The 17649-nt window shown below is 62.3% G+C and carries 19 protein-coding genes; 12 read left to right on the top strand and 7 right to left on the bottom strand.

The window, feature by feature from the left end; translation table 11 throughout:
- Nucleotides 1–2: 2 nt before the first annotated feature.
- Nucleotides 3–1010 (bottom strand): agmatinase, encoded by a 1008-nt coding sequence (speB, locus tag FJ443_RS29620; RefSeq protein WP_140515736.1) that lies wholly within the window; start codon nt 1008–1010, stop codon nt 3–5.
- 123 nt (nt 1011–1133) lie between these two features.
- Here speB and FJ443_RS29615 point away from each other — a divergent pair, with 123 nt between their 5' ends.
- From FJ443_RS29615 to FJ443_RS29605, 3 genes are all read left to right on the top strand, one after another.
- Nucleotides 1134–2342 (top strand): acyltransferase, encoded by a 1209-nt coding sequence (locus FJ443_RS29615; protein WP_140666797.1) that lies wholly within the window; start codon nt 1134–1136, stop codon nt 2340–2342.
- Nucleotides 2343–2438: 96 nt separating this feature from the next.
- Entirely contained in the window at nt 2439–3497 is a 1059-nt protein-coding gene (locus tag FJ443_RS29610) for a glycerophosphodiester phosphodiesterase family protein (RefSeq protein ID WP_140666795.1), read from the top strand.
- A gap of 81 nt (nt 3498–3578) precedes the next feature.
- A complete protein-coding gene (locus tag FJ443_RS29605; protein ID WP_224619368.1) occupies nt 3579–4967 on the top strand; it encodes an MFS transporter in 1389 nt (462 codons plus the stop codon).
- A gap of 60 nt (nt 4968–5027) precedes the next feature.
- Here the strand turns inward: FJ443_RS29605 and rpsI are convergent, their stop codons facing one another.
- The 4 genes from rpsI to FJ443_RS29585 all read right to left on the bottom strand — a co-directional run bounded on the left by rpsI (nt 5028) and on the right by FJ443_RS29585 (nt 7407).
- Nucleotides 5028–5510, bottom strand: coding sequence for a 30S ribosomal protein S9 (rpsI, locus tag FJ443_RS29600; RefSeq protein ID WP_140493960.1), 483 nt, complete (start codon nt 5508–5510; stop codon nt 5028–5030).
- 1 nt (nt 5511) lies between these two features.
- Nucleotides 5512–5976: a 50S ribosomal protein L13 gene (gene rplM / locus FJ443_RS29595; RefSeq protein ID WP_140666793.1), complete on the bottom strand. Its 465-nt coding sequence runs from the start codon at nt 5974–5976 to the stop codon at nt 5512–5514.
- A 274-nt stretch (nt 5977–6250) separates the two neighbouring features.
- Nucleotides 6251–6898, bottom strand: coding sequence for a LysE family translocator (locus FJ443_RS29590; protein ID WP_140666791.1), 648 nt, complete (start codon nt 6896–6898; stop codon nt 6251–6253).
- Nucleotides 6899–6960: 62 nt separating this feature from the next.
- A complete protein-coding gene (locus tag FJ443_RS29585; protein WP_140583446.1) occupies nt 6961–7407 on the bottom strand; it encodes a PaaI family thioesterase in 447 nt (148 codons plus the stop codon).
- Between the two features lie 152 nt (nt 7408–7559).
- Here FJ443_RS29585 and FJ443_RS29580 point away from each other — a divergent pair, with 152 nt between their 5' ends.
- From FJ443_RS29580 to FJ443_RS29555, 6 genes are all read left to right on the top strand, one after another.
- Entirely contained in the window at nt 7560–8381 is an 822-nt protein-coding gene (locus FJ443_RS29580; RefSeq protein WP_140666789.1) for an enoyl-CoA hydratase, read from the top strand.
- A gap of 11 nt (nt 8382–8392) precedes the next feature.
- On the top strand, nt 8393–8815 hold the full coding sequence (locus FJ443_RS29575) for a VOC family protein (protein WP_140521831.1): 423 nt from the start codon (nt 8393–8395) through the stop codon (nt 8813–8815).
- The gene (locus FJ443_RS29570; protein ID WP_140521833.1) at nt 8815–9597 is read left to right on the top strand and encodes an AAA family ATPase; all 783 of its coding nucleotides are present in this window, start codon (nt 8815–8817) and stop codon (nt 9595–9597) included. The genes FJ443_RS29575 and FJ443_RS29570 overlap by 1 nt, the downstream gene beginning before the upstream one ends.
- Nucleotides 9594–10115: a CoA-binding protein gene (locus FJ443_RS29565; protein ID WP_140521835.1), complete on the top strand. Its 522-nt coding sequence runs from the start codon at nt 9594–9596 to the stop codon at nt 10113–10115. Before FJ443_RS29570 ends, FJ443_RS29565 begins: the two co-directional genes overlap by 4 nt.
- A 157-nt stretch (nt 10116–10272) precedes the next feature.
- On the top strand, nt 10273–11553 hold the full coding sequence (locus FJ443_RS29560) for an O-acetylhomoserine aminocarboxypropyltransferase (protein WP_140493947.1): 1281 nt from the start codon (nt 10273–10275) through the stop codon (nt 11551–11553).
- Between the two features lie 83 nt (nt 11554–11636).
- Complete coding sequence (locus tag FJ443_RS29555) at nt 11637–11987, top strand: cupin domain-containing protein (protein ID WP_181175164.1); 351 nt, start codon at nt 11637–11639, stop codon at nt 11985–11987.
- A gap of 35 nt (nt 11988–12022) precedes the next feature.
- On the opposite strand, the gene FJ443_RS29550 is transcribed toward FJ443_RS29555, so the two are convergent.
- Entirely contained in the window at nt 12023–13273 is a 1251-nt protein-coding gene (locus FJ443_RS29550) for a cytochrome P450 (protein ID WP_140666787.1), read from the bottom strand.
- A 104-nt stretch (nt 13274–13377) separates the two neighbouring features.
- Between FJ443_RS29550 and FJ443_RS29545 the strand changes: the two genes are divergently transcribed.
- Complete coding sequence (locus FJ443_RS29545) at nt 13378–14481, top strand: FAD-dependent oxidoreductase (protein WP_140666785.1); 1104 nt, start codon at nt 13378–13380, stop codon at nt 14479–14481.
- 2 nt (nt 14482–14483) lie between these two features.
- Here FJ443_RS29545 and FJ443_RS29540 read toward each other — a convergent pair whose 3' ends face one another.
- On the bottom strand, nt 14484–15074 hold the full coding sequence (locus tag FJ443_RS29540) for a hypothetical protein (protein WP_140666783.1): 591 nt from the start codon (nt 15072–15074) through the stop codon (nt 14484–14486).
- A 335-nt stretch (nt 15075–15409) separates the two neighbouring features.
- Here FJ443_RS29540 and clpP point away from each other — a divergent pair, with 335 nt between their 5' ends.
- Together clpP and clpX are read left to right on the top strand one after the other, a co-directional pair.
- Nucleotides 15410–16039 carry an ATP-dependent Clp endopeptidase proteolytic subunit ClpP gene (gene clpP / locus FJ443_RS29535; protein ID WP_027028064.1) on the top strand — a complete coding sequence of 210 codons (630 nt, stop codon included), beginning with the start codon at nt 15410–15412 and terminating at the stop codon, nt 16037–16039.
- A gap of 295 nt (nt 16040–16334) precedes the next feature.
- A complete protein-coding gene (gene clpX / locus FJ443_RS29530; RefSeq protein WP_140493939.1) occupies nt 16335–17609 on the top strand; it encodes an ATP-dependent Clp protease ATP-binding subunit ClpX in 1275 nt (424 codons plus the stop codon).
- The last annotated feature ends 40 nt before the right edge of the window (nt 17610–17649 follow it).

Here is a 17649-nt window from a genome sequence, read left to right as displayed (position 1 = left end):
AACTATATGCCGTTGCCTTGATTCACCGCGGCGCCGTTGTGGCTGCCGTTGTTCAGCTCTTCGAGCCGTGCTTTCCGCTCGGCCAGCAGGCCAAGATACTGCATGGCGATCATCGAGCCGGCAATCGCCGTTATATCGGCGTGATCGTAGGCCGGCGCAACCTCCACGACATCGGCCCCGACAATATCGATCTGATTGAGCTGGCGCAGCGTCGACAGGATCTTTGCAGAGGACGGCCCGCCGGCGACCGGCGTGCCAGTGCCGGGTGCATAGGCAGGATCAAGGCAGTCGATATCAAAGGTGAGATAGGTCTTCTTGCCGCCCGTCCTGTCGACGATGGCGTAGGCGATGTCGGATGCACGCATCTCCTCGATCTCATGACCGTAGAGGATCTTGATGCCGAACGTGTCGGGCGCGTGGGTGCGGATGCCGATCTGGATCGAGCGGTCGGGATCGATAATGCCTTCCTTGACCGCGCGGCCTACGAAGGATCCGTGGTCGATGCGTTTGCCGTCATCCTCCCAGGTATCCTGGTGCGCATCGAACTGCACCAGAGCGAGCGGGCCATGGATTGCGGCATGTGCCTTGAGCAGGGGCCAGGTGACGAAATGGTCGCCGCCCAGCGACAGCAGGAAAGCACCTGTCTTCAGGATCTTGGTCGCCTCGCGTTCGATCGTCCCCGGCGTCTTCTGGTGGTTGCCGGTATCAAGCAGACAATCGCCATAGTCGACCACCGCGAGGTGCTCGAACAGATCGCGCGAAAAGGGATATTGCGGATCGTTGTCGAGGATTGCCGAGGCGCGGCGGATCGCCTGCGGCCCGAAACGCGCGCCGGGCCGATTGGTGACGGCGGCATCGAAAGGGATGCCCCAAACCACAGCGTCCGCGCCCTTCACATCCTTCGTGTATTTGCGTCGCATGAACGACAGCGCGCCGGCATAGGTCGGCTCCAGCGAAGCGCCCGTCTTTGAGCGGGCTGTGAAGGCATGGTCGATGTTCTTGTTCGCCATTACGGATCCTTGGTTTTTATCGGGGTGCAACAACTACAGAACCGGCACGCAACATGCCAGTCACAGCTTGGGGAAACGAAACGGCGCGGCCGCGGTGCCGCCGCGAGACAGGATTGTATCATCATGACACAGACCGCGTTTCTTGATTCTCCCCATGGCGCGGCGTCGATCCAGTCCGGCACGGTGGCGGGTGAGCGGTTCCTGGTTCTCGATTCGTGGCGCGGCATCTGCGCCCTGCTGGTTGCGCTGTTCCACTTCCCGACCGCTTCGACGATCTCGCAAAGCGCCTTTGTCGGTTCGTCCTATCTGTTTGTCGACTTCTTCTTCGTTCTCTCCGGTTTCGTCATCGCCAGCTCCTATGGCTGGCGGCTGAACCAGCCGCGGGAGGTCGCACGCTTTGCGCTGGTGCGCTTCGGCCGCATCTATCCGCTGCACCTTCTCATGCTCGCCGCCTTTGCCGGCTTCGAGCTGCTGCGGCTGATGCTGCCGCAGGTGCATGGCGCCGGTGCCGCTCCCTTCACCGGCGGCTTCAGCCTCCAGAGCCTGCTTGCCAACCTGCTGCTGCTCCAGGGGGTCGGCTTCGAGGACCAATTGACTTGGAATGCGCCAAGCTGGAGCATTTCGGCGGAGTTCTTCGCCTACCTGTTGTTCGCGGGAGTGGTCTTCACCGCCGGGGCACGCGCCTGGGTGTGGTTCGTCGCCGCCGCCATCACCGCGCCGCTGTTTCTGCTTGGCTTCTCGACCCACCATATGGATGTGTCCTTCGATTTCGGCTTCATACGCTGCCTGTACGGCTTCTCGCTCGGCGCCTTGCTTGCCTGGTTCCAGCATGATTCCATTGCAGGCGCGCGACAGGCGCTTGCCCGGACCGGCCCGTTGCTGAGCTGGACCCTTGCCGAAATCGTCATGGCGGCTGTCATTGTGCTTTTCGTCGCACTGGCGGGCGACAATGATGCCGGGATAGCAGCACCGCTGGTGTTTGCACTGGCATTGTTTCTCTTTGCTCATGAGGGGGGCTGGATCAGTGTCTTTCTGAGAACCCCACTCATTCTGACGCTCGGCGCGCTGTCCTACTCGATCTACATGGTCCACATCTTCGTCCAGGCGCGCATGATCAATGTCGCCGGCCTGGTCGAGCGCAAGCTCGGCCTCGGTCTTGTCGGCGACATCGTCTTGCGCGGAGAGCCGGCGACCGGCTTCGGCGCCGGCTGGGCGGGGGACGTTGCGATCCTCGTCATGCTCCTTGCCACGATAGGTGTCTCCTGGATTACCTGGCGTTTCGTCGAGATGCCTGCGATGGCCTGGTTCCGCCGACTGTCGAAACGCATCTGAGGCGACATATCGCTGGCAACCGCTAGCCGGCTTCGTTCACCTAGACGTCACGGGCATCGCCTATTCCCGGTTCGATCCGGAATGGAGCGATTCTCGATGCGGACCTTCTGGCCGAGCCTTCTGTTTTCCGTCACGCTGGCGGCTTCCGCCAGCCAGTCAATGGCGGGCGAAACCCGTGCGAGGCAGATCCTCGACCGCTTCGAACATGCCAATCAGTGGCGCGACCACGTCATGGTGGTCGCGCATCGCGCCGGCAGCATGCAGGCCGGCAAGATGCTCTATGCGGAAAATTCGCTCGCCGCCGTCGAAGGCTCGATCGCGATCGGCGCCGAGATCGTCGAGGTCGACATCCGGCGCTCGAAGGACGGCGAGTTTGTAGTCATGCATGACAGCTGGCTTGATCGCACCACGACCTGCAAGGGTGAGGTGGTTAAGTACACGCTGGCCGAACTGAAGAGTTGCCGGCTGGTGATCGAAGGCACGGGCGCCGTAACCGACGAGACAGTCTCGACGCTGCGCGAGATGCTGCTGGCGACCCGGGACCAGATCCTCATCAATCTCGACAACAAGCTCGAGGTTGGGGACCTGTCGGGTATGGTCGCGGTGGCGCGAGATCTCGGCATGGCCGACCAGGTCATCGTCAAGGAAAACCTGTGGAACCAGACCAGGATCGCTACGGTGAAGGCTGCCATGGAAGCGGTCGGCGGCGGCTTCCAGTTCATGCCGATCATCGCCGACGACGCAGTGCATGACGCCGGTTTCGCCGCGACGGTCGACCATGCTTTTGCGCCGCGCGCGATCGAGCTGATCAACTGGCGCGCCGGCGCGGAGACGTTGACCGAGACTGGCGGGCCGCTGTTCAGCACGCGCATGCGCGCGGCCGCGGTGAGGGGCGACTGGCACATCTGGGCCGACACCTACGCCATCGTCAACAAGCCGGGCGGCTTCCTTGCCGGCGGCCGGGGCGATGAACTGGCGGTTCAGGCCAGCCTGCCGCGTGAAGCCTGGGGCTTCTGGGCCGATCGCGGCGCCACCATCATCCAGACCGATGAGCCAAAGGCGGCGATAGGCTGGCTGGCGGCAAATGGGTTTCGCGTGCCCTATGCGGAGACGGGCGAACGCGTCGAACCTGCCGCGACCGCCAGCATCAATTGATTTGCCGCGGCTGAAGTTCCGGCCTTGTTGTCGCAGGCCGGCGCCTGCTGACGCAACGGTGTCAGGGGAAACCCGTTATCCATGGGCATGCCCGATACCATCGTTCTCAAGCGCCCTGCCGCCTATGCCGCCACCGTTGCTGCGACCAGCCTCGGCTTCGTCGTCGTGCAGCTTGATGTCTCCATCGTCAACATCGCGCTGAACAGGATCGGTACTGGGCTGTCGATGGGGGTCGGCGGCCTGCAATGGGTCGTCGACGCCTACACGCTTGCCTTCGCCTCGCTGCTGCTCGCCGGCGGCGCCCTCGGCGACAGGGTCGGCGCTCGCCGCGTTTTCGTTGGCGGCATGGCGCTGTTCAGCATTGCTTCGCTGGCTTGCGGCCTGGCTCAGAGTGCCTGGTTGCTGATTGCGGCGCGCGCTGCACAAGGCGCGGGTGCCGCCTTGCTGATGCCGTGTTCGCTGGCACTCCTCAATCGCGCCTACGCGTCCGACAAGGCGCGCCGGGCACGCGCCGTTGGGCTGTGGACGGCGGCGGGCGGCATCGCGCTGTCGGCAGGGCCGGTGCTCGGCGGCTTCATGGTCGCGTCGCTTGGCTGGGCCAGCATCTTTCTGGTCAACCTGCCCATTGGCGCTCTCGCCATCTGGATGGCTTATCGGTTTCTGCAGGAAACGCCGCTCAAGGCCGAGCGGCCGCCGATCGACTGGGTGGGGCAGGGACTTGTCGTGCTGGCGCTGTTTTCGCTGACCGGCGCCTTTATCGAAACCGGTTCATCGGGCTGGACCTCGATGCCGGTCATCGGCGGACTGGTATTGGCGGCGGTGGCCGCAAGCCTGTTCCTGCTGGTCGAGAGCCGGACGAGGGCGCCGATGTTTCCGCTCGGTCTCTTTGCCAGCCGCGTGCCGGCTGTGACGAGCCTTGTCGGACTGGCCGTCAACCTGACGCTCTATGGCACGATCTTCATGCTCAGCCTGTATTTCCAGCAGGAAAGGCATTTTTCTCCCGAGATGACAGGGCTCGCCTTCCTGCCGTTCATGGCGGCGGTCACCCTGTCGAACATTGCCGCCGGGCGCATTGCCGCAAACCATGGCCCACGATTGCCCATGGCGGTTGGCCTGTTCGTCGGAGCAGCCGGTTTCGGACTGATGGCGCTGATCCAGGCCGAAACATCCTACCTGTCGCTGCTGTGGCGCCTGCTGTTCCTGCCGGTCGGCATCGGCCTTGCCGTACCGGCCATGACCACCGCGCTCTTGTCTTCCGTTCCGGCGGAGATGTCGGGAACGGCATCGGGCGTACTCAACACCGTGCGCCAGTCGGGTGGCGCGATCGGGGTGGCGCTGTTCGGGTCCGCCTTGGCGCTGGGCACGATCGATGGCATGCAACTGGCATTCCTGGCCTCGGCGCTCGCGGTGGCCGGCTCGGCACTTTGCGCGTTCCTGTTCATCCGCGACGCCGACCATTCCGCTCAATAGTGATGCGCAACGCAAAAAGGCCGCCCGGAGGCGGCCTTTCGATTGTGAAGCTGCCTGCGCCTAGCGCTTCGAGAACTGGAACGAACGACGGGCCTTCGCCTTGCCGTACTTCTTGCGCTCGACGACGCGGCTGTCGCGGGTCAGGAAGCCGCCCTTTTTGAGCACGGCACGCAGCGCCGGCTCATAATAGGTCAGCGCCTTGGAGATGCCGTGACGCACAGCGCCGGCCTGGCCCGAAAGGCCGCCGCCGATGACGGTGGCGACGATGTCGTACTGGCCCGAGCGGTTGGCGGCGATGATCGGCTGGTTGAGGATCATCTGCAGGACCGGACGCGCGAAATAGGTCGCGAATTCCTTGTCGTTGACGACGATCTTGCCCGAACCTGGCTTCACCCAAACACGCGCGATGGCGTTCTTGCGCTTGCCGGTGGCATAGGCGCGGCCCGACTTGTCGAGCTTCTGGACATGGACGGGTGCCGCGGCCTGCGTATTGGTGTTGCCGGTAGCGGCGCCCAGTTCTGCGAGCGAGGAAAGCTCAGCCATCTTATGCGACCTTCTTGTTCTTGGAATTCAGCTTGGCCACGTCGAGCACTTCTGGCTGCTGGGCGACATGCGGATGCGCGGCACCTGCATAGACGCGCAGGTTCTTCATCTGGCGACGGCCGAGCGGGCCACGCGGCACCATGCGCTCGACGGCCTTCTCGACGACACGCTCGGGGAAACGGCCTTCAAGCAGTTGGCGCGCGGTGCGCTCCTTGATGCCGCCGGGGTGCCCGGTGTGCCAGTAATAGACCTTGTCGGTGAACTTCTTGCCGGTGAACACCACCTTGTCGGCATTGATGACGATGACATTGTCGCCGTCGTCGACATGCGGGGTGAAGGTCGGCTTGTGCTTGCCGCGAAGATGATTGGCGATAACGGTGGCGAGCCGGCCGACGACGAGACCTTCGGCGTCGATCAGGATCCACTTTTTCACCACATCCGCAGGCTTCTGCGAAAAGGTTGTCATGTTTTCTGCTTTCGGTTCGGACCTTCCCCAATCCACAAACGATAAGGAAGGCGTTTCTTGTTGCTTGGATTGGCGAAAAGCGCTTGCCCGCCGCCAATAACAAAACGGCGGCCTTTGCGGGCCGCTGCTTCGTGAGGGCTTATAGGGGAGAAGGGTAGCCCTCGTCAAGCATCATTGGGAGTCAACGAAAACGAAAAACCGTTAAATTTCAATGGCTAAACTATGTGGTATTATTTTACAACACGGCCTACCGCCAAAACGGCTGGTATTTCGCTCACCGCCGGCCACTCGTCACTGCAAGCAGGAGTCTGATGCCAACGCCGACCATAATGGCTCCGGCTAGCCTTCCCTGCCACACGACGAAGCTGCTTCGGCGCGACAGCCAGCCGCCGACCGCGCCGGAGGTCAGCGCGATGGCGCCGAGGACAACCATTCCCATCATCTTCATGGTCGTGCCGAGAATGACGAACTGCAACGCCGCTGGACCGGCCCAAGGGTGAACGAATTGCGGCAGCATCGCTAACATGAAGGCAAGCGTCGTCGGATTGGTGAGATTGCAGATCATGCCCTGCCGGAAAGCGGCAGCAGTGCCACCGGTGTTGGCAAAGGCAGAGGTACGACTTTCATCCTGCCGGCGCGCCAACAGGAATTTGACCCCGATGGCGATCAGATAGATGGCGCCGACGATTTGGAGAAAGCTGTAAAGAGGCGGCGAGGATGTGATCAGCGTGGCAAGTCCCATCGCAAGTAATGGAATTTGTACGACGCCGGCCGATACGCAGCCTGTCGCGGCCGCCAGCGCGTGGCGCCAGCCCTGTCCGACGCCGCGACTGATCACAAGCATCATATCGGGCCCGACGCCGGAAAGCTGGTAGGCAAGCACGGCGCCGAGAAAGGCAAGGTATGTGGTCAGATCGGGCATGCCGCAAAACGGACGTGTCGATCGGGAGTTCCGGCCAGGATGCCGGATCGGCCTTCTCCGTGTCAGCGTTTCGGCGGGATCGAATAGGTTCCGGTGGCGTGCGCCACTGTCTGCCCCTCCGGGCCGGCGACGATGTCGATGTCGAAGACCATCAGGTTCTTTCCGAGCTTCAGGATGCGGCAATGGCCATCGATCGGTCCTGCCTCGGCCTTGCGGACGAAATTGATGTTGAGATTGGTGGTGACCGAGAGCGCATCGGGCCCGGCATGGCTGAGCACGCAGACATAGCCGCCAATGTCGGCCAGCGTGAACAAGGCGGGGCCGGACACCGTACCGCCGGGACGCAAATGCCGTTCGCCGGCATTAAGCCGCACGGTGCAGCCGCCGGGAAACACGTCGGTTGCCTCAAAGGCCGGGCCCTTTTCGTTAAGCTGCGGAAACACGGTCTCCATCAGCGCATTGACCTGGGCTGCTGTCAGCACCGGCTCGAGCTTGGTCTGGGCGGGCATCTCGGTCCTCATTCTGCGCCAAGCCTGTATGGGCGAAGCGGCGCGTTTCTGGCAACACCTTCATCCTACTGGCGCAAGCGATACGGTGTTGATGAAACCCCAGCCGATATTAGATACGCTGCCAGCGGAATGGAATCGCGGAGACCTTAGCCATGGCCGAAATCCTTGCCATCAAGCCTGTCGCAGTTGAAGGGCCGGTTGCGGCTAGCCGCGACGAGGGCGTGCTGCGCCTGACGCTTGCCAATCCCCCCGCGAACGCGCTTTCCCTGGCGGTGATGGCGGCGCTGACGGAGGAACTGGACCGTGCCAGGGCCGACAAGGCCGTTCGCGTCATAGTGCTGTCGGCGGCCGGAAAGGTATTCTGCGCCGGCCACGATCTCAAGGAGATGACAGCGCGCCGCGCCGACGCCGATCGCGGCAAGGCCTTCTTCGAAGAGACGTTTGCCGCCTGCGCTACGCTGATGCAGGCGATCGTGCGCCATCCCAAGCCGGTGATCGCCGAAGTCGATGGCCTTGCCACCGCCGCCGGCCTGCAGCTTGTCGCCAGTTGCGACCTCGCCATCGCCTCGCATGAGGCGACCTTCTGCACGCCGGGCGTCAACATCGGCCTGTTCTGCTCGACGCCGATGGTGGCGTTGTCCCGCAACGTCTCGCGCAAGCACGCCATGGAAATGCTCCTGACTGGCGAAACCATCGATGCCGCGACCGCCAAGGAGTTCGGCTTGGTCAACCGCATAGTGCCGCGCGAGTACCTGAATCAGATTGTCAACAAATACGCGCAAACCATTGCTTCAAAATCACCTTCGGTGCTGAAGACCGGCAAGGAAGCGTTTTATGCGCAGGCCGAGATGGGGCTGGCGGATGCCTATGCCTATACCGGCCGGGTCATGGTCGAGAACATGCTGGCGCGTGACGCCCAGGAGGGCATCGGCGCCTTCATCGGCAAACGCAAGCCGGAATGGATCGACGAATAGGGACGAAAGTCATGGAGCCGCGCATCTCCATCATCACCATCGCCACCGACGATCTCGATCGTGCGGTGCGCTTCTACGAGACGATGGGCCTGAAGCGTCATGCCGGCATCACCGATGGCGTCGCCTTCTTCCAGATGGGTGGTGTTATACTCGGCCTGTTCCCGCGCGTCAGCGCCGAGGAGGATTCCGGCATCACCTTCGCCAAGGCGCCTTCCGCCGTCTATCTCGCCTACAACACCCGCTCCGATGCCGAAGTCGACGCGGTGCTTGCGATGGCTGAAGAGGCCGGCGGCCGCATCGTCAAGCCGGCAGGCCGTGCCTTCTGGGGCGGCTGGTACGGCTATTTCGCCGATGCCGACGGACATGTCTGGGAAGTGGCGCACAACCCGGCCTTTCCGATCGCGGAAGACGGTACGATCTCGCTGCCCGATTGATGGCTCACCGCAGGCAGTTGACGCGGCTCAAGGCGCCCTATCTCAAGCGCATTCTGCTCGATTCCGAGCGGGTGACCGATTGGGAAAAATACCCGTGGAACCTGCCGCTGTTTCGCGGTCACGCCTTCGAACTCGAATTCACCACACCAATTACCATCATCGTCGGTGAGAACGGCACCGGCAAATCGACATTGCTCGAGGCGATCGGCGCGCTCGCCGGTTACGACGAAGCCGGAGGCGGCAAGGGCTACCGGCCTGTCGACCATTCCGGCGCCATCGACAGGAGTGGTGCCGCGCTGGCAGATACCTTCCGTGGCCATTGGTTGCCAAAAGTCACCGCCGGCTGGTTCTTTCGCGCCGAATCCTTCTACTCGGTGGCTCGCTATCTTGACCAGGTGGCCCTGGAAGATCCGTTCAAGCCACCTCCGCCCGACTTTCTGTCCTGGTCGCATGGCGAAGGGTTCATCCGCTTCTTCGAGGAACGTTGCCGCAGGCAAGGCATCTACATCCTCGACGAGCCCGAAAGTGCGCTGTCTCCATCGCGCCAGATCGAACTTCTCAAGATGCTGCGGCGCATGGATCGGTCGGGCACTGCGCAAGTGATCATGGCGACGCATTCGCCGCTGCTGATGGCCTGTCCAGGCGCGCGGCTGTTCCGCATCAGCCGGTTCGGGCTAGATTCGACCGATTTTCGTGATACGGACCACTTCCGCATGATGCGCGATTTCAGCAGTGATCCTGATGGCTTTCTCGCCGAGGCGTTGTATGAGGACGAGCCATGAATCACGATAGCTATGACAACGCCTACATCGCCGGCATCCTCAATTCGGTGAAGACCATCGCCATGGTCGGCGCGTCCGCCAACGACGTTCGTCCAAGCTATTTCGTGTTGAAATACCTGCTGGCCAAGGGGTTTGAGGTGTTCCCCATCAATCCGGGCCATGCTGGCAAGGAGATACTCGGCCGTACGGTCTATGGCAGCCTTGCCGAGATTGCCCAGCCCATCGACATGGTCGACATCTTTCGCGCCTCGGCGGCGGTGGCCGGCGTTGTCGACCAGGTACTGAAGCTCGATCCCCTGCCGAAAGTGATCTGGATGCAACTCGGCGTGCGCCACGACGAAGCCGCCGCACGCGCCGAAGCCGCCGGCGTTAAGGTGGTGATGAACCGCTGCCCCAAGATCGAATATGGCAAGCTGTCCGGCGAGATCGGCTGGACCGGGGTCAATTCCGGTGTGCTGTCGTCGAAGAAGCCGCTGATGCGGTCGGGATTCCAGAGTTTCGGCGTGCGGCAAAAATAGACAACGGGAAGGCGCAAAATTATTCCGGCAGGAGCCGTATTTTCCTGCTGCCTGGTCGAAGATGACACGCCGAAGGGTATTTTCTTCTTTGCATTCGTGGTTGAGCTTGGCCAAGAATGGCCGGCGAATTTCAGAAGTTTTTTCGAGGGAGGTTTCAGTGACCCGCACGCCCGGTTTCAACACGCTCGCCGTCCATGCCGGCGCCAAGCCCGATCCGGCCACCGGCGCACGCGCCACGCCGATCTACCAGACGACCTCCTTTGTTTTCGACGACGCCGATCATGCTGCCTCGCTGTTCGGGCTGAAGGCCTTCGGCAACATCTACACCCGCATCATGAACCCGACGCAGGCGGTGCTCGAAGAACGCATAGCGGCGCTCGAGGGCGGCACGGCCGCCCTTGCGGTGGCGTCCGGCCACGCCGCCCAGGTAATCGTGTTCCACAATCTGTTGCAGCCGGGCGACAATTTCGTTGCCGCTAACAAGCTCTATGGCGGTTCGATCAACCAGTTCGGCCATGCCTTCAAGAACTTTGGCTGGGAGGTGCGCTGGGCCGAAGCGAACGATCCGTCAACCTTCGAGAGCCAGATCGATGACAAGACCAAGGCGATCTTCATCGAGAGCCTGGCCAATCCCGGCGGCACCTTCGTCGATATCGAGAAGATCGGCGACATCGCGCGCAAGCATGGCCTGCCGCTGATCGTCGACAACACCCTGGCCTCGCCCTACCTGATCCGGCCGATCGAGCACGGCGCCGACATTGTCGTCCATTCGCTGACAAAGTTCATTGGCGGTCACGGCAACTCGATCGGCGGCGCCATCGTTGATGGCGGCACGTTCGACTGGTCGAAATCAGGGAAGTACCCGATGTTGTCGGAACCGCGCCCCGAATATGGCGGCCTGGTACTGCACGAAACCTTCGGCAATTTCGCCTTCGCCATCGCCGCGCGCGTGCTTGGTCTGCGAGATCTCGGCCCGGCGATTTCGCCGTTCAACGCCTTTCTCATTCTGACAGGCCTCGAAACCTTGCCGCTGCGCATGCAGCGCCATTGCGACAATGCGATCACCGTCGCGGGCTGGCTGTCCAACCATCCCAAGGTGGCCTGGGTCAACTATCCCGGCCTTCCCAGCGACAAGAACAACGCCCTGCAAAAGAAATACTCGCCGCAAGGCGCCGGCGCGGTCTTCACCTTCGGCCTCAAGGGCGGTTACGAGGCCGGCGTCAAATTCGTCGAAGCGTTGGAGTTGTTCTCGCACTTGGCCAATGTCGGCGACACCAAGTCGTTGGTCATCCATCCGGCGTCGACCACGCACCGACAGCTGTCCGACGAGCAGAAGGTCAAGGCGGGTGCGGGACCGGACACGGTGCGGCTGTCCATCGGCATCGAGGACGTCACCGACATCGTCGCCGATCTCGAACAGGCACTCGCCAAAGTTTGATCTATCCTCCCCCTCGTGGGAGGGTCGGCGCAAAACGCCGGGGTAAGGCGAGCCGGCCCGAGGCCGGTTCTTCATGGAGGCAAATCCTGTCCGAGCATTACCTGACGATATCGACGGATTCTGTCGACGCCGAAGAAGGCGCGCCGGCGCCCGATCGCCTGATCTCGGGCGATCCGAAATTCCGCACTTGGAACGTCGAGGAGCGCGAAGGCGGTCTTTATGCCGGTATCTGGGAATCGACTCCGGGCAAGTGGCGCATCGTCTACGACGAATGGGAATTCTGTCACATCCTTTCCGGCGTTTCGGTGATCGAAGAGGAGGGTGGCGAAGCGCGCACCGTCAGGGCCGGCGACAGCTTCGTGCTGCGACCTGGCTTCAAGGGAAGCTGGGAAGTGCTTGAAACCACCCGCAAGGATTATGTGATCAGGCTGTGAGCTGCGCGCAGCTCACAGCTCAGGCCTGCGCTCCTTCAGAAGCCGACGGTGAGCGCTTCCAGCCCATGGAAATGATACGTGTCACGGAAGCTTGGGCTTTGGGCAAGACGGAGCTTTGGGTGCCGCTCGAACAAGGTTTTCAGCGACACCTGCAATTCGAGCCTGGCCAGGGGCGCGCCGATGCAGAAATGGATGCCGGCGCCGAACGACACGTTCTTCTGGTCGACACGACCCGGCCGGAAGGCCCGCGGCTCGGCAAAGGCATGCGGGTCATGGTTGGCCATGCCGAGGAGCAGGCCAATCGTCTGGCCGGGCTGCACGACGATCCCGGGTGCGATTTCGATCTCCTGGTAGGCGTAGCGGGTGAACATGTGCAGCGGCGCGTCGAAGCGCAGGCATTCCTCGACAGCGGCCGCTGTTGCCTCGGCTGAGGTGAAGAAACGGCGCGGGTCGCCGCCTTGCGCCAAGATCGAGCGCACCGCATTGCCGGTCTGGTGCACGGTCGCTTCGTGGCCGGCATTGAGCAGCAGGATCGCCGAGGACACCATTTCGTCTTCCGACAATTTTTGGCCGCCCTCCTGCGCCGAGATCAGCAGCGACAGCAGGTCGTCGCCGGGATTTTTGCGCCGTTCGGCGATGGTGCCGCGCAGGAAATCGGCGAAATCCTGCGCCGCGCGATTGGCCGTCTCCTCGATCTCGCGAGTGCGGCCATGCACGTACATGGCGACCATTCGATGTGACCAGTCGAGCAGTTGCGGTCCCATTTCGACCGGCACGCCGAGCATCTCGGCGATGATGGTGATGGGCAGGGGAGAAGCGAAGGCGGGCAGCAGGTCGACTTGCTTGCCCGGCTCGAAACGATCGATCAGTTCGTTGGCGAGTGCCTCCACACGCGGCCGCAGCCGCTCGACCTGGCGCGAGACGAAGGCGCGGTTGACCAGTGTTCGAAGCCGCGTGTGCACCGGCGGCTCCAGTTCCAGCATGGAATTGGCTTCGATGCCGTCGAATGCCTTGAGATGTGTTCTATCCCGGTCGATGCCACGACTGTCGGGAATGCCCGCCGGGTTATGGCGGCCGAAGCGGCGGTCGCGCAACAGCTTGTTGACATCGTCGAAGCCGCCAAAGCACCAGAACCCGAATTCTTCCCAGAAAAAGACGTTCGATGCATCGTGCAGGAACGAATAGGCCACGTACGGATCCTGGAAGAAAGCCCACTCGTGCGGGTCAAGCCTCAGATGACGGGTCGCTGGATCAAAGGCGAGGTAGGATGGCGTCGATTTGGTCATGCCAGACCAATAGCGCGGCTTGCCAGCCTGGTTCCAGACCGTATGTTGGCGCCCGCAATCCAATGCGTTGAGCCAGCCGCAACGGCTGCGGAAAGTCTGATTTGATGAATGTGATCGTTGTCGGCGCGGGCATCGCCGGTCTCTCCACCGCATGGGCGCTGGTCAAGGCCGGCCAGAGCGTTTCCATCGTCGAGCAGGGGCCGATCCCCAATCCGCTGGCGGCATCCGGCGACCATCACCGCATCATTCGCCGTGCCTACCGGGCCGGGACCGGCTACGGCCGGCTGATCGGCGAGGCCTATGAAGCCTGGGACGAGATGTGGGCCGACCTCGGGGAGAACCATCTCGATTCCAGGGGCTTCCTCTGCGTCTCGCGCGAGCCGGGCGACGAAGCCGAGGAATACCGGGAAGGGCTGGAGGAGGGAAACTATCCGTTCGACCTGCTGGAACCTGATGCCGCGGTCGAACGCTGGCCTTTCCTGGAGCCGGGCTCGTTCCGCTACGCCTATTTTTCGCCGGAAGGCGGCGCGCTGCATTGCCGCAAGATCGCGTCCGGCCTGGCCAAGTGGCTGCGCGCCAACCGCGCCAACCTCTACGAGAACAGCAAGGTGACGGCGGTCGACTCCGAGGCAGGGCATATCGTGCTCGCGTCCGGCGAGACGATGCAGGCCGACCGCATCGTCGTCGCTGCGGGCGCCTGGGTGCTGAAATTGTTCCCCGAACTCGGCGGCGAACTGAAGACGTACCGAACCGCGCTCGCCTATGTCGAACCGCCGGCGGACCTCAAGGCCGTCTGGGAAGTTGCGCCCGTGGTCCTCGATGTAGGTGGCAAGACCGACGGCTACATGATTCCGCTGACCCGAGGTGCCGGCATGAAATTCGGTTCAGGCCTGCACAGGGTGCCGACCAGCGACGCCGACTGGAACCGGCAGCCGGTGCCGGGCGAGGGCGAGGCGATCCGCAACCTGTTTTCACCGCCGATCGCCCGCATCGAGGAGTATGAGGTGACCGAAGTGGTCACCTGCGCCTACACATTCACGGACGATGAGAAATTCCTGGCGCATGAGACGGGCAAGTGCCTGATCGTCTCGGCCTGCTCGGGCCATGGCTATAAATTCGGGGCGGCGGTCGGCCGGCGTGTGGCGGCGGCTGTCGATGATGGCGATATTGCCGGCCTGAAACGTTGGTTGCGAGCCGAAATCGCCTGAATTCAGTCCTGGCAATGCCTGGGAATATGCACGCGCCGCCAGCCGGATGAGCCTTCGCGCACCAGCACGCGCCGCGCGACGGTCTGGTAGGCGCCGGCAATGTCGATGACGCGCCTTTGCTCCGGTCGCACCAGCACCTCCTCGGCGATCCTGTCATATTGCGCCGGAATGACGACGCGCCTTGTGCGCTCCGGCCGGATCACCACCGTTTCGGCGACGCGTTCATAGCGCGCCTTGTGCCGGACCTTGCACAGCACCTTGCGGCCGTGGATGACGCGCCATTCCCAGGAATAGCCGCCATCATCGACCTTGACTGTGTGGTAGACCGTACGGGTGATTGCGGGCACCACCTCATAGGTCACCTGTGCCGGAACCGTCATCACCACCCGCTCGCGCGTGCCGTAGATCGGCGCTTCATAATCGACCTGCTGGCTGGGCGGACTGATCATCACGTCCTCGTAGACCGTGTCATAGACATCAGGCGTTTGGACCGGCTCATAGCATTCGACGGCGCGGCCGCCGGCCGCCGTCTGCGAAATCGAGCCGAGCATGGTCAGCCCGGCCATGGCGAAGCATGCGGTTTTCCTGGACATGACGTTCCCCCTGTTGAACCGCGGACACAAGTTCAACGTTGAATTGTAGGGGAAGCGGTCCGCGAGAAAAGCGGGTTCGGCGCATTCGTTAAGTGACGCGGTTAAGAAACTGCTACCTGTCAGGCCGCAGGTGCCGTCGCGAGCCGGCGGAAGCGCCCGCCGTTGCGAATCTCGCCTGGAAAGCTTGATTCGACTTACCCAGATGGCTAGGAGGGGTCGGCCTTGCACAAGGATGAGCCGGCATCCTATTTACACAATAACGATCCAGAACCGATTCTGCCCGAGTTGCCAGCATGTCCGGCGCCGGAATCCCACCGCGAGACAAGAGATAACGAATGAAGAACCCCGTCGAAACCTACATGAACCTCGTTCCGATGGTGGTCGAACAGACCAATCGCGGCGAGCGGGCCTACGACATTTTCTCGCGCCTCCTCAAAGAGCGCATCATTTTCATCACCGGTCCGGTCGAGGACGGCATGGCGACGCTGGTCTGCGCGCAGCTTCTGTTCCTGGAAGCCGAGAATCCGAAGAAGGAAATCAACCTCTACATCAATTCGCCCGGTGGCGTCGTCACCTCGGGCATGGCCATCTACGACACCATGCAATTCATCAAGCCGGCCGTGTCGACGCTGTGCATCGGCCAGGCGGCCTCCATGGGCTCGCTGCTCCTGACCGCCGGCCACAAGGACATGCGCTTCGCCACGCCCAACGCCCGCATCATGGTTCACCAGCCGTCCGGCGGCTTCCAGGGCCAGGCGTCCGACATCGAGCGTCATGCCCAGGACATCATCAAACTGAAGCGCCGCCTCAACGAGGTGTACGTCAAGCACACCGGCAAGAGCTACGACGAGATTGAAAAGACGCTCGACCGTGACCATTTCATGACCGCGGACGAGGCCAAGGACTTCGGCCTGATCGACAAGGTCATTTCGTCGCGCGAAGCGGCCGAAGGGGCGCTGGCATAACGGCATATTGGCAGTTGGATGGCGGCATCACGCGCTTTTGGCGCGTCTTGCGGCATTTCGGCCACAATTGGCTGTTCCCTCGACGATCGGGATTGCCTACGTTAAGGCTATGTTGATTTTCGACGGCTTAGCTTTGTGTGGGGTTGCTGCGAATCATTGCCACGTTTTCTGATTTGTGTTTCGTACGGAATACGTTGCGGGAGCCGGGATACTGGCGGCGGCGGATTCCCGCGATAAATAGAGTATGCGCCCTTTCAGCCAGACCATCGGCGGGCGGCCATGAAAGGACATGAAAATGAGCAAAGTCGGCAACAACAGCGGCGATTCCAAGAACACGCTTTATTGCTCGTTTTGCGGCAAAAGCCAGCATGAGGTGCGCAAGCTGATCGCCGGCCCGACGGTCTTCATCTGCGACGAATGCGTCGAGCTGTGCATGGACATCATCCGCGAGGAGAACAAGACCTCGATGGTGAAGTCGCGCGAGGGTGTGCCGACCCCGCAGGAGATCCTCAAGGTTCTCGACGACTACGTTATCGGCCAGCCCTACGCCAAGCGCGTGCTCTCGGTGGCCGTCCACAATCACTACAAGCGCCTCGCCCATGCCGGCAAGAACAACGATGTCGAACTGGCCAAGTCCAACATCCTGTTGATCGGCCCGACCGGTTGCGGCAAGACGCTGCTGGCGCAGACGCTCGCCCGCATCATCGACGTGCCCTTCACCATGGCCGATGCCACGACGCTGACCGAGGCCGGCTATGTCGGCGAGGACGTCGAGAACATCATCCTGAAGCTGTTGCAGTCGGCCGACTACAATGTCGAACGCGCCCAGCGCGGCATCGTCTACATCGACGAGATCGACAAGATCTCGCGCAAGTCCGATAACCCCTCCATCACCCGCGACGTGTCGGGCGAGGGCGTGCAGCAGGCGCTGTTGAAGATCATGGAAGGCACTGTCGCCTCGGTACCGCCACAGGGCGGCAGGAAACATCCACAACAGGAGTTCCTGCAGGTCGACACCGCCAACATCCTGTTTATCTGCGGCGGCGCCTTCGCCGGGTTGGACAAAATCATATCGGATCGTGGCCGCAAGACCTCGATCGGCTTCGGCGCCACCGTGGCATCGCCCGAGGATCGCCGCACCGGCGATGTCTTCCGCCTTGTGGAGCCAGAGGATCTCTTGAAGTTCGGCCTCATTCCCGAGTTTGTCGGCCGTCTGCCGGTCCTGGCGACGCTGGAAGACCTCGACGAGCCGGCGCTGATCCAGATCCTGACCGAACCGAAGAACGCACTGGTCAAGCAATACCAGCGGCTGTTCGAGATGGAGAATGTCGACCTGACCTTCCACGAGAACGCATTGTCTGCGATCGCCAAGCGCGCCATCGAGCGCAAGACCGGCGCGCGTGGCCTGCGCTCCATCATGGAAGCGATCCTGCTCGACACCATGTTCGAACTGCCGGCGCTCGAAGGCGTGCGCGAAGTGGTGATTTCGGAAGAAGTGGTGACCGGCAGCGCCCGGCCGCTCTACATCTATTCCGAACAGAAGGAAAAGAAGGGCAATGTCAGCGCCTGACATGCCACTTGAGCCCATATTTTTGTGGAACGGCGCCCTC

Source organism: Mesorhizobium sp. B2-6-1, assembly GCF_006440475.1.
In the GTDB taxonomy this organism is placed as follows: domain Bacteria; phylum Pseudomonadota; class Alphaproteobacteria; order Rhizobiales; family Rhizobiaceae; genus Mesorhizobium.
Note: the sequence above shows the minus strand (reverse complement) of the source record. Positions and strands in the feature narration are given on the sequence as shown.

Bases quoted from the DNA above. Each gene is read 5' to 3' on its own strand.
- FJ443_RS29545 (WP_140666785.1), top strand. From the start codon at position 13,378: ATGAATGTGATCGTTGTCGGCGCGGGCATCGCCGGTCTCTCCACCGCA.
- rpsI (WP_140493960.1), bottom strand. From the start codon at position 5,510: ATGGCTGAGCTTTCCTCGCTCGCAGAACTGGGCGCCGCTACCGGCAAC.
- FJ443_RS29615 (WP_140666797.1), top strand. From the start codon at position 1,134: ATGACACAGACCGCGTTTCTTGATTCTCCCCATGGCGCGGCGTCGATC.
- clpP (WP_027028064.1), top strand. From the start codon at position 15,410: ATGAAGAACCCCGTCGAAACCTACATGAACCTCGTTCCGATGGTGGTC.
- FJ443_RS29580 (WP_140666789.1), top strand. From the start codon at position 7,560: ATGGCCGAAATCCTTGCCATCAAGCCTGTCGCAGTTGAAGGGCCGGTT.
- FJ443_RS29550 (WP_140666787.1), bottom strand. From the start codon at position 13,273: ATGACCAAATCGACGCCATCCTACCTCGCCTTTGATCCAGCGACCCGT.
- FJ443_RS29565 (WP_140521835.1), top strand. From the start codon at position 9,594: ATGAATCACGATAGCTATGACAACGCCTACATCGCCGGCATCCTCAAT.
- FJ443_RS29610 (WP_140666795.1), top strand. From the start codon at position 2,439: ATGCGGACCTTCTGGCCGAGCCTTCTGTTTTCCGTCACGCTGGCGGCT.
- FJ443_RS29570 (WP_140521833.1), top strand. From the start codon at position 8,815: ATGGCTCACCGCAGGCAGTTGACGCGGCTCAAGGCGCCCTATCTCAAG.
- FJ443_RS29540 (WP_140666783.1), bottom strand. From the start codon at position 15,074: ATGTCCAGGAAAACCGCATGCTTCGCCATGGCCGGGCTGACCATGCTC.
- rplM (WP_140666793.1), bottom strand. From the start codon at position 5,976: ATGACAACCTTTTCGCAGAAGCCTGCGGATGTGGTGAAAAAGTGGATC.
- FJ443_RS29605 (WP_224619368.1), top strand. From the start codon at position 3,579: ATGGGCATGCCCGATACCATCGTTCTCAAGCGCCCTGCCGCCTATGCC.
- speB (WP_140515736.1), bottom strand. From the start codon at position 1,010: ATGGCGAACAAGAACATCGACCATGCCTTCACAGCCCGCTCAAAGACG.
- FJ443_RS29575 (WP_140521831.1), top strand. From the start codon at position 8,393: ATGGAGCCGCGCATCTCCATCATCACCATCGCCACCGACGATCTCGAT.
- clpX (WP_140493939.1), top strand. From the start codon at position 16,335: ATGAGCAAAGTCGGCAACAACAGCGGCGATTCCAAGAACACGCTTTAT.
- FJ443_RS29585 (WP_140583446.1), bottom strand. From the start codon at position 7,407: ATGCCCGCCCAGACCAAGCTCGAGCCGGTGCTGACAGCAGCCCAGGTC.
- FJ443_RS29590 (WP_140666791.1), bottom strand. From the start codon at position 6,898: ATGCCCGATCTGACCACATACCTTGCCTTTCTCGGCGCCGTGCTTGCC.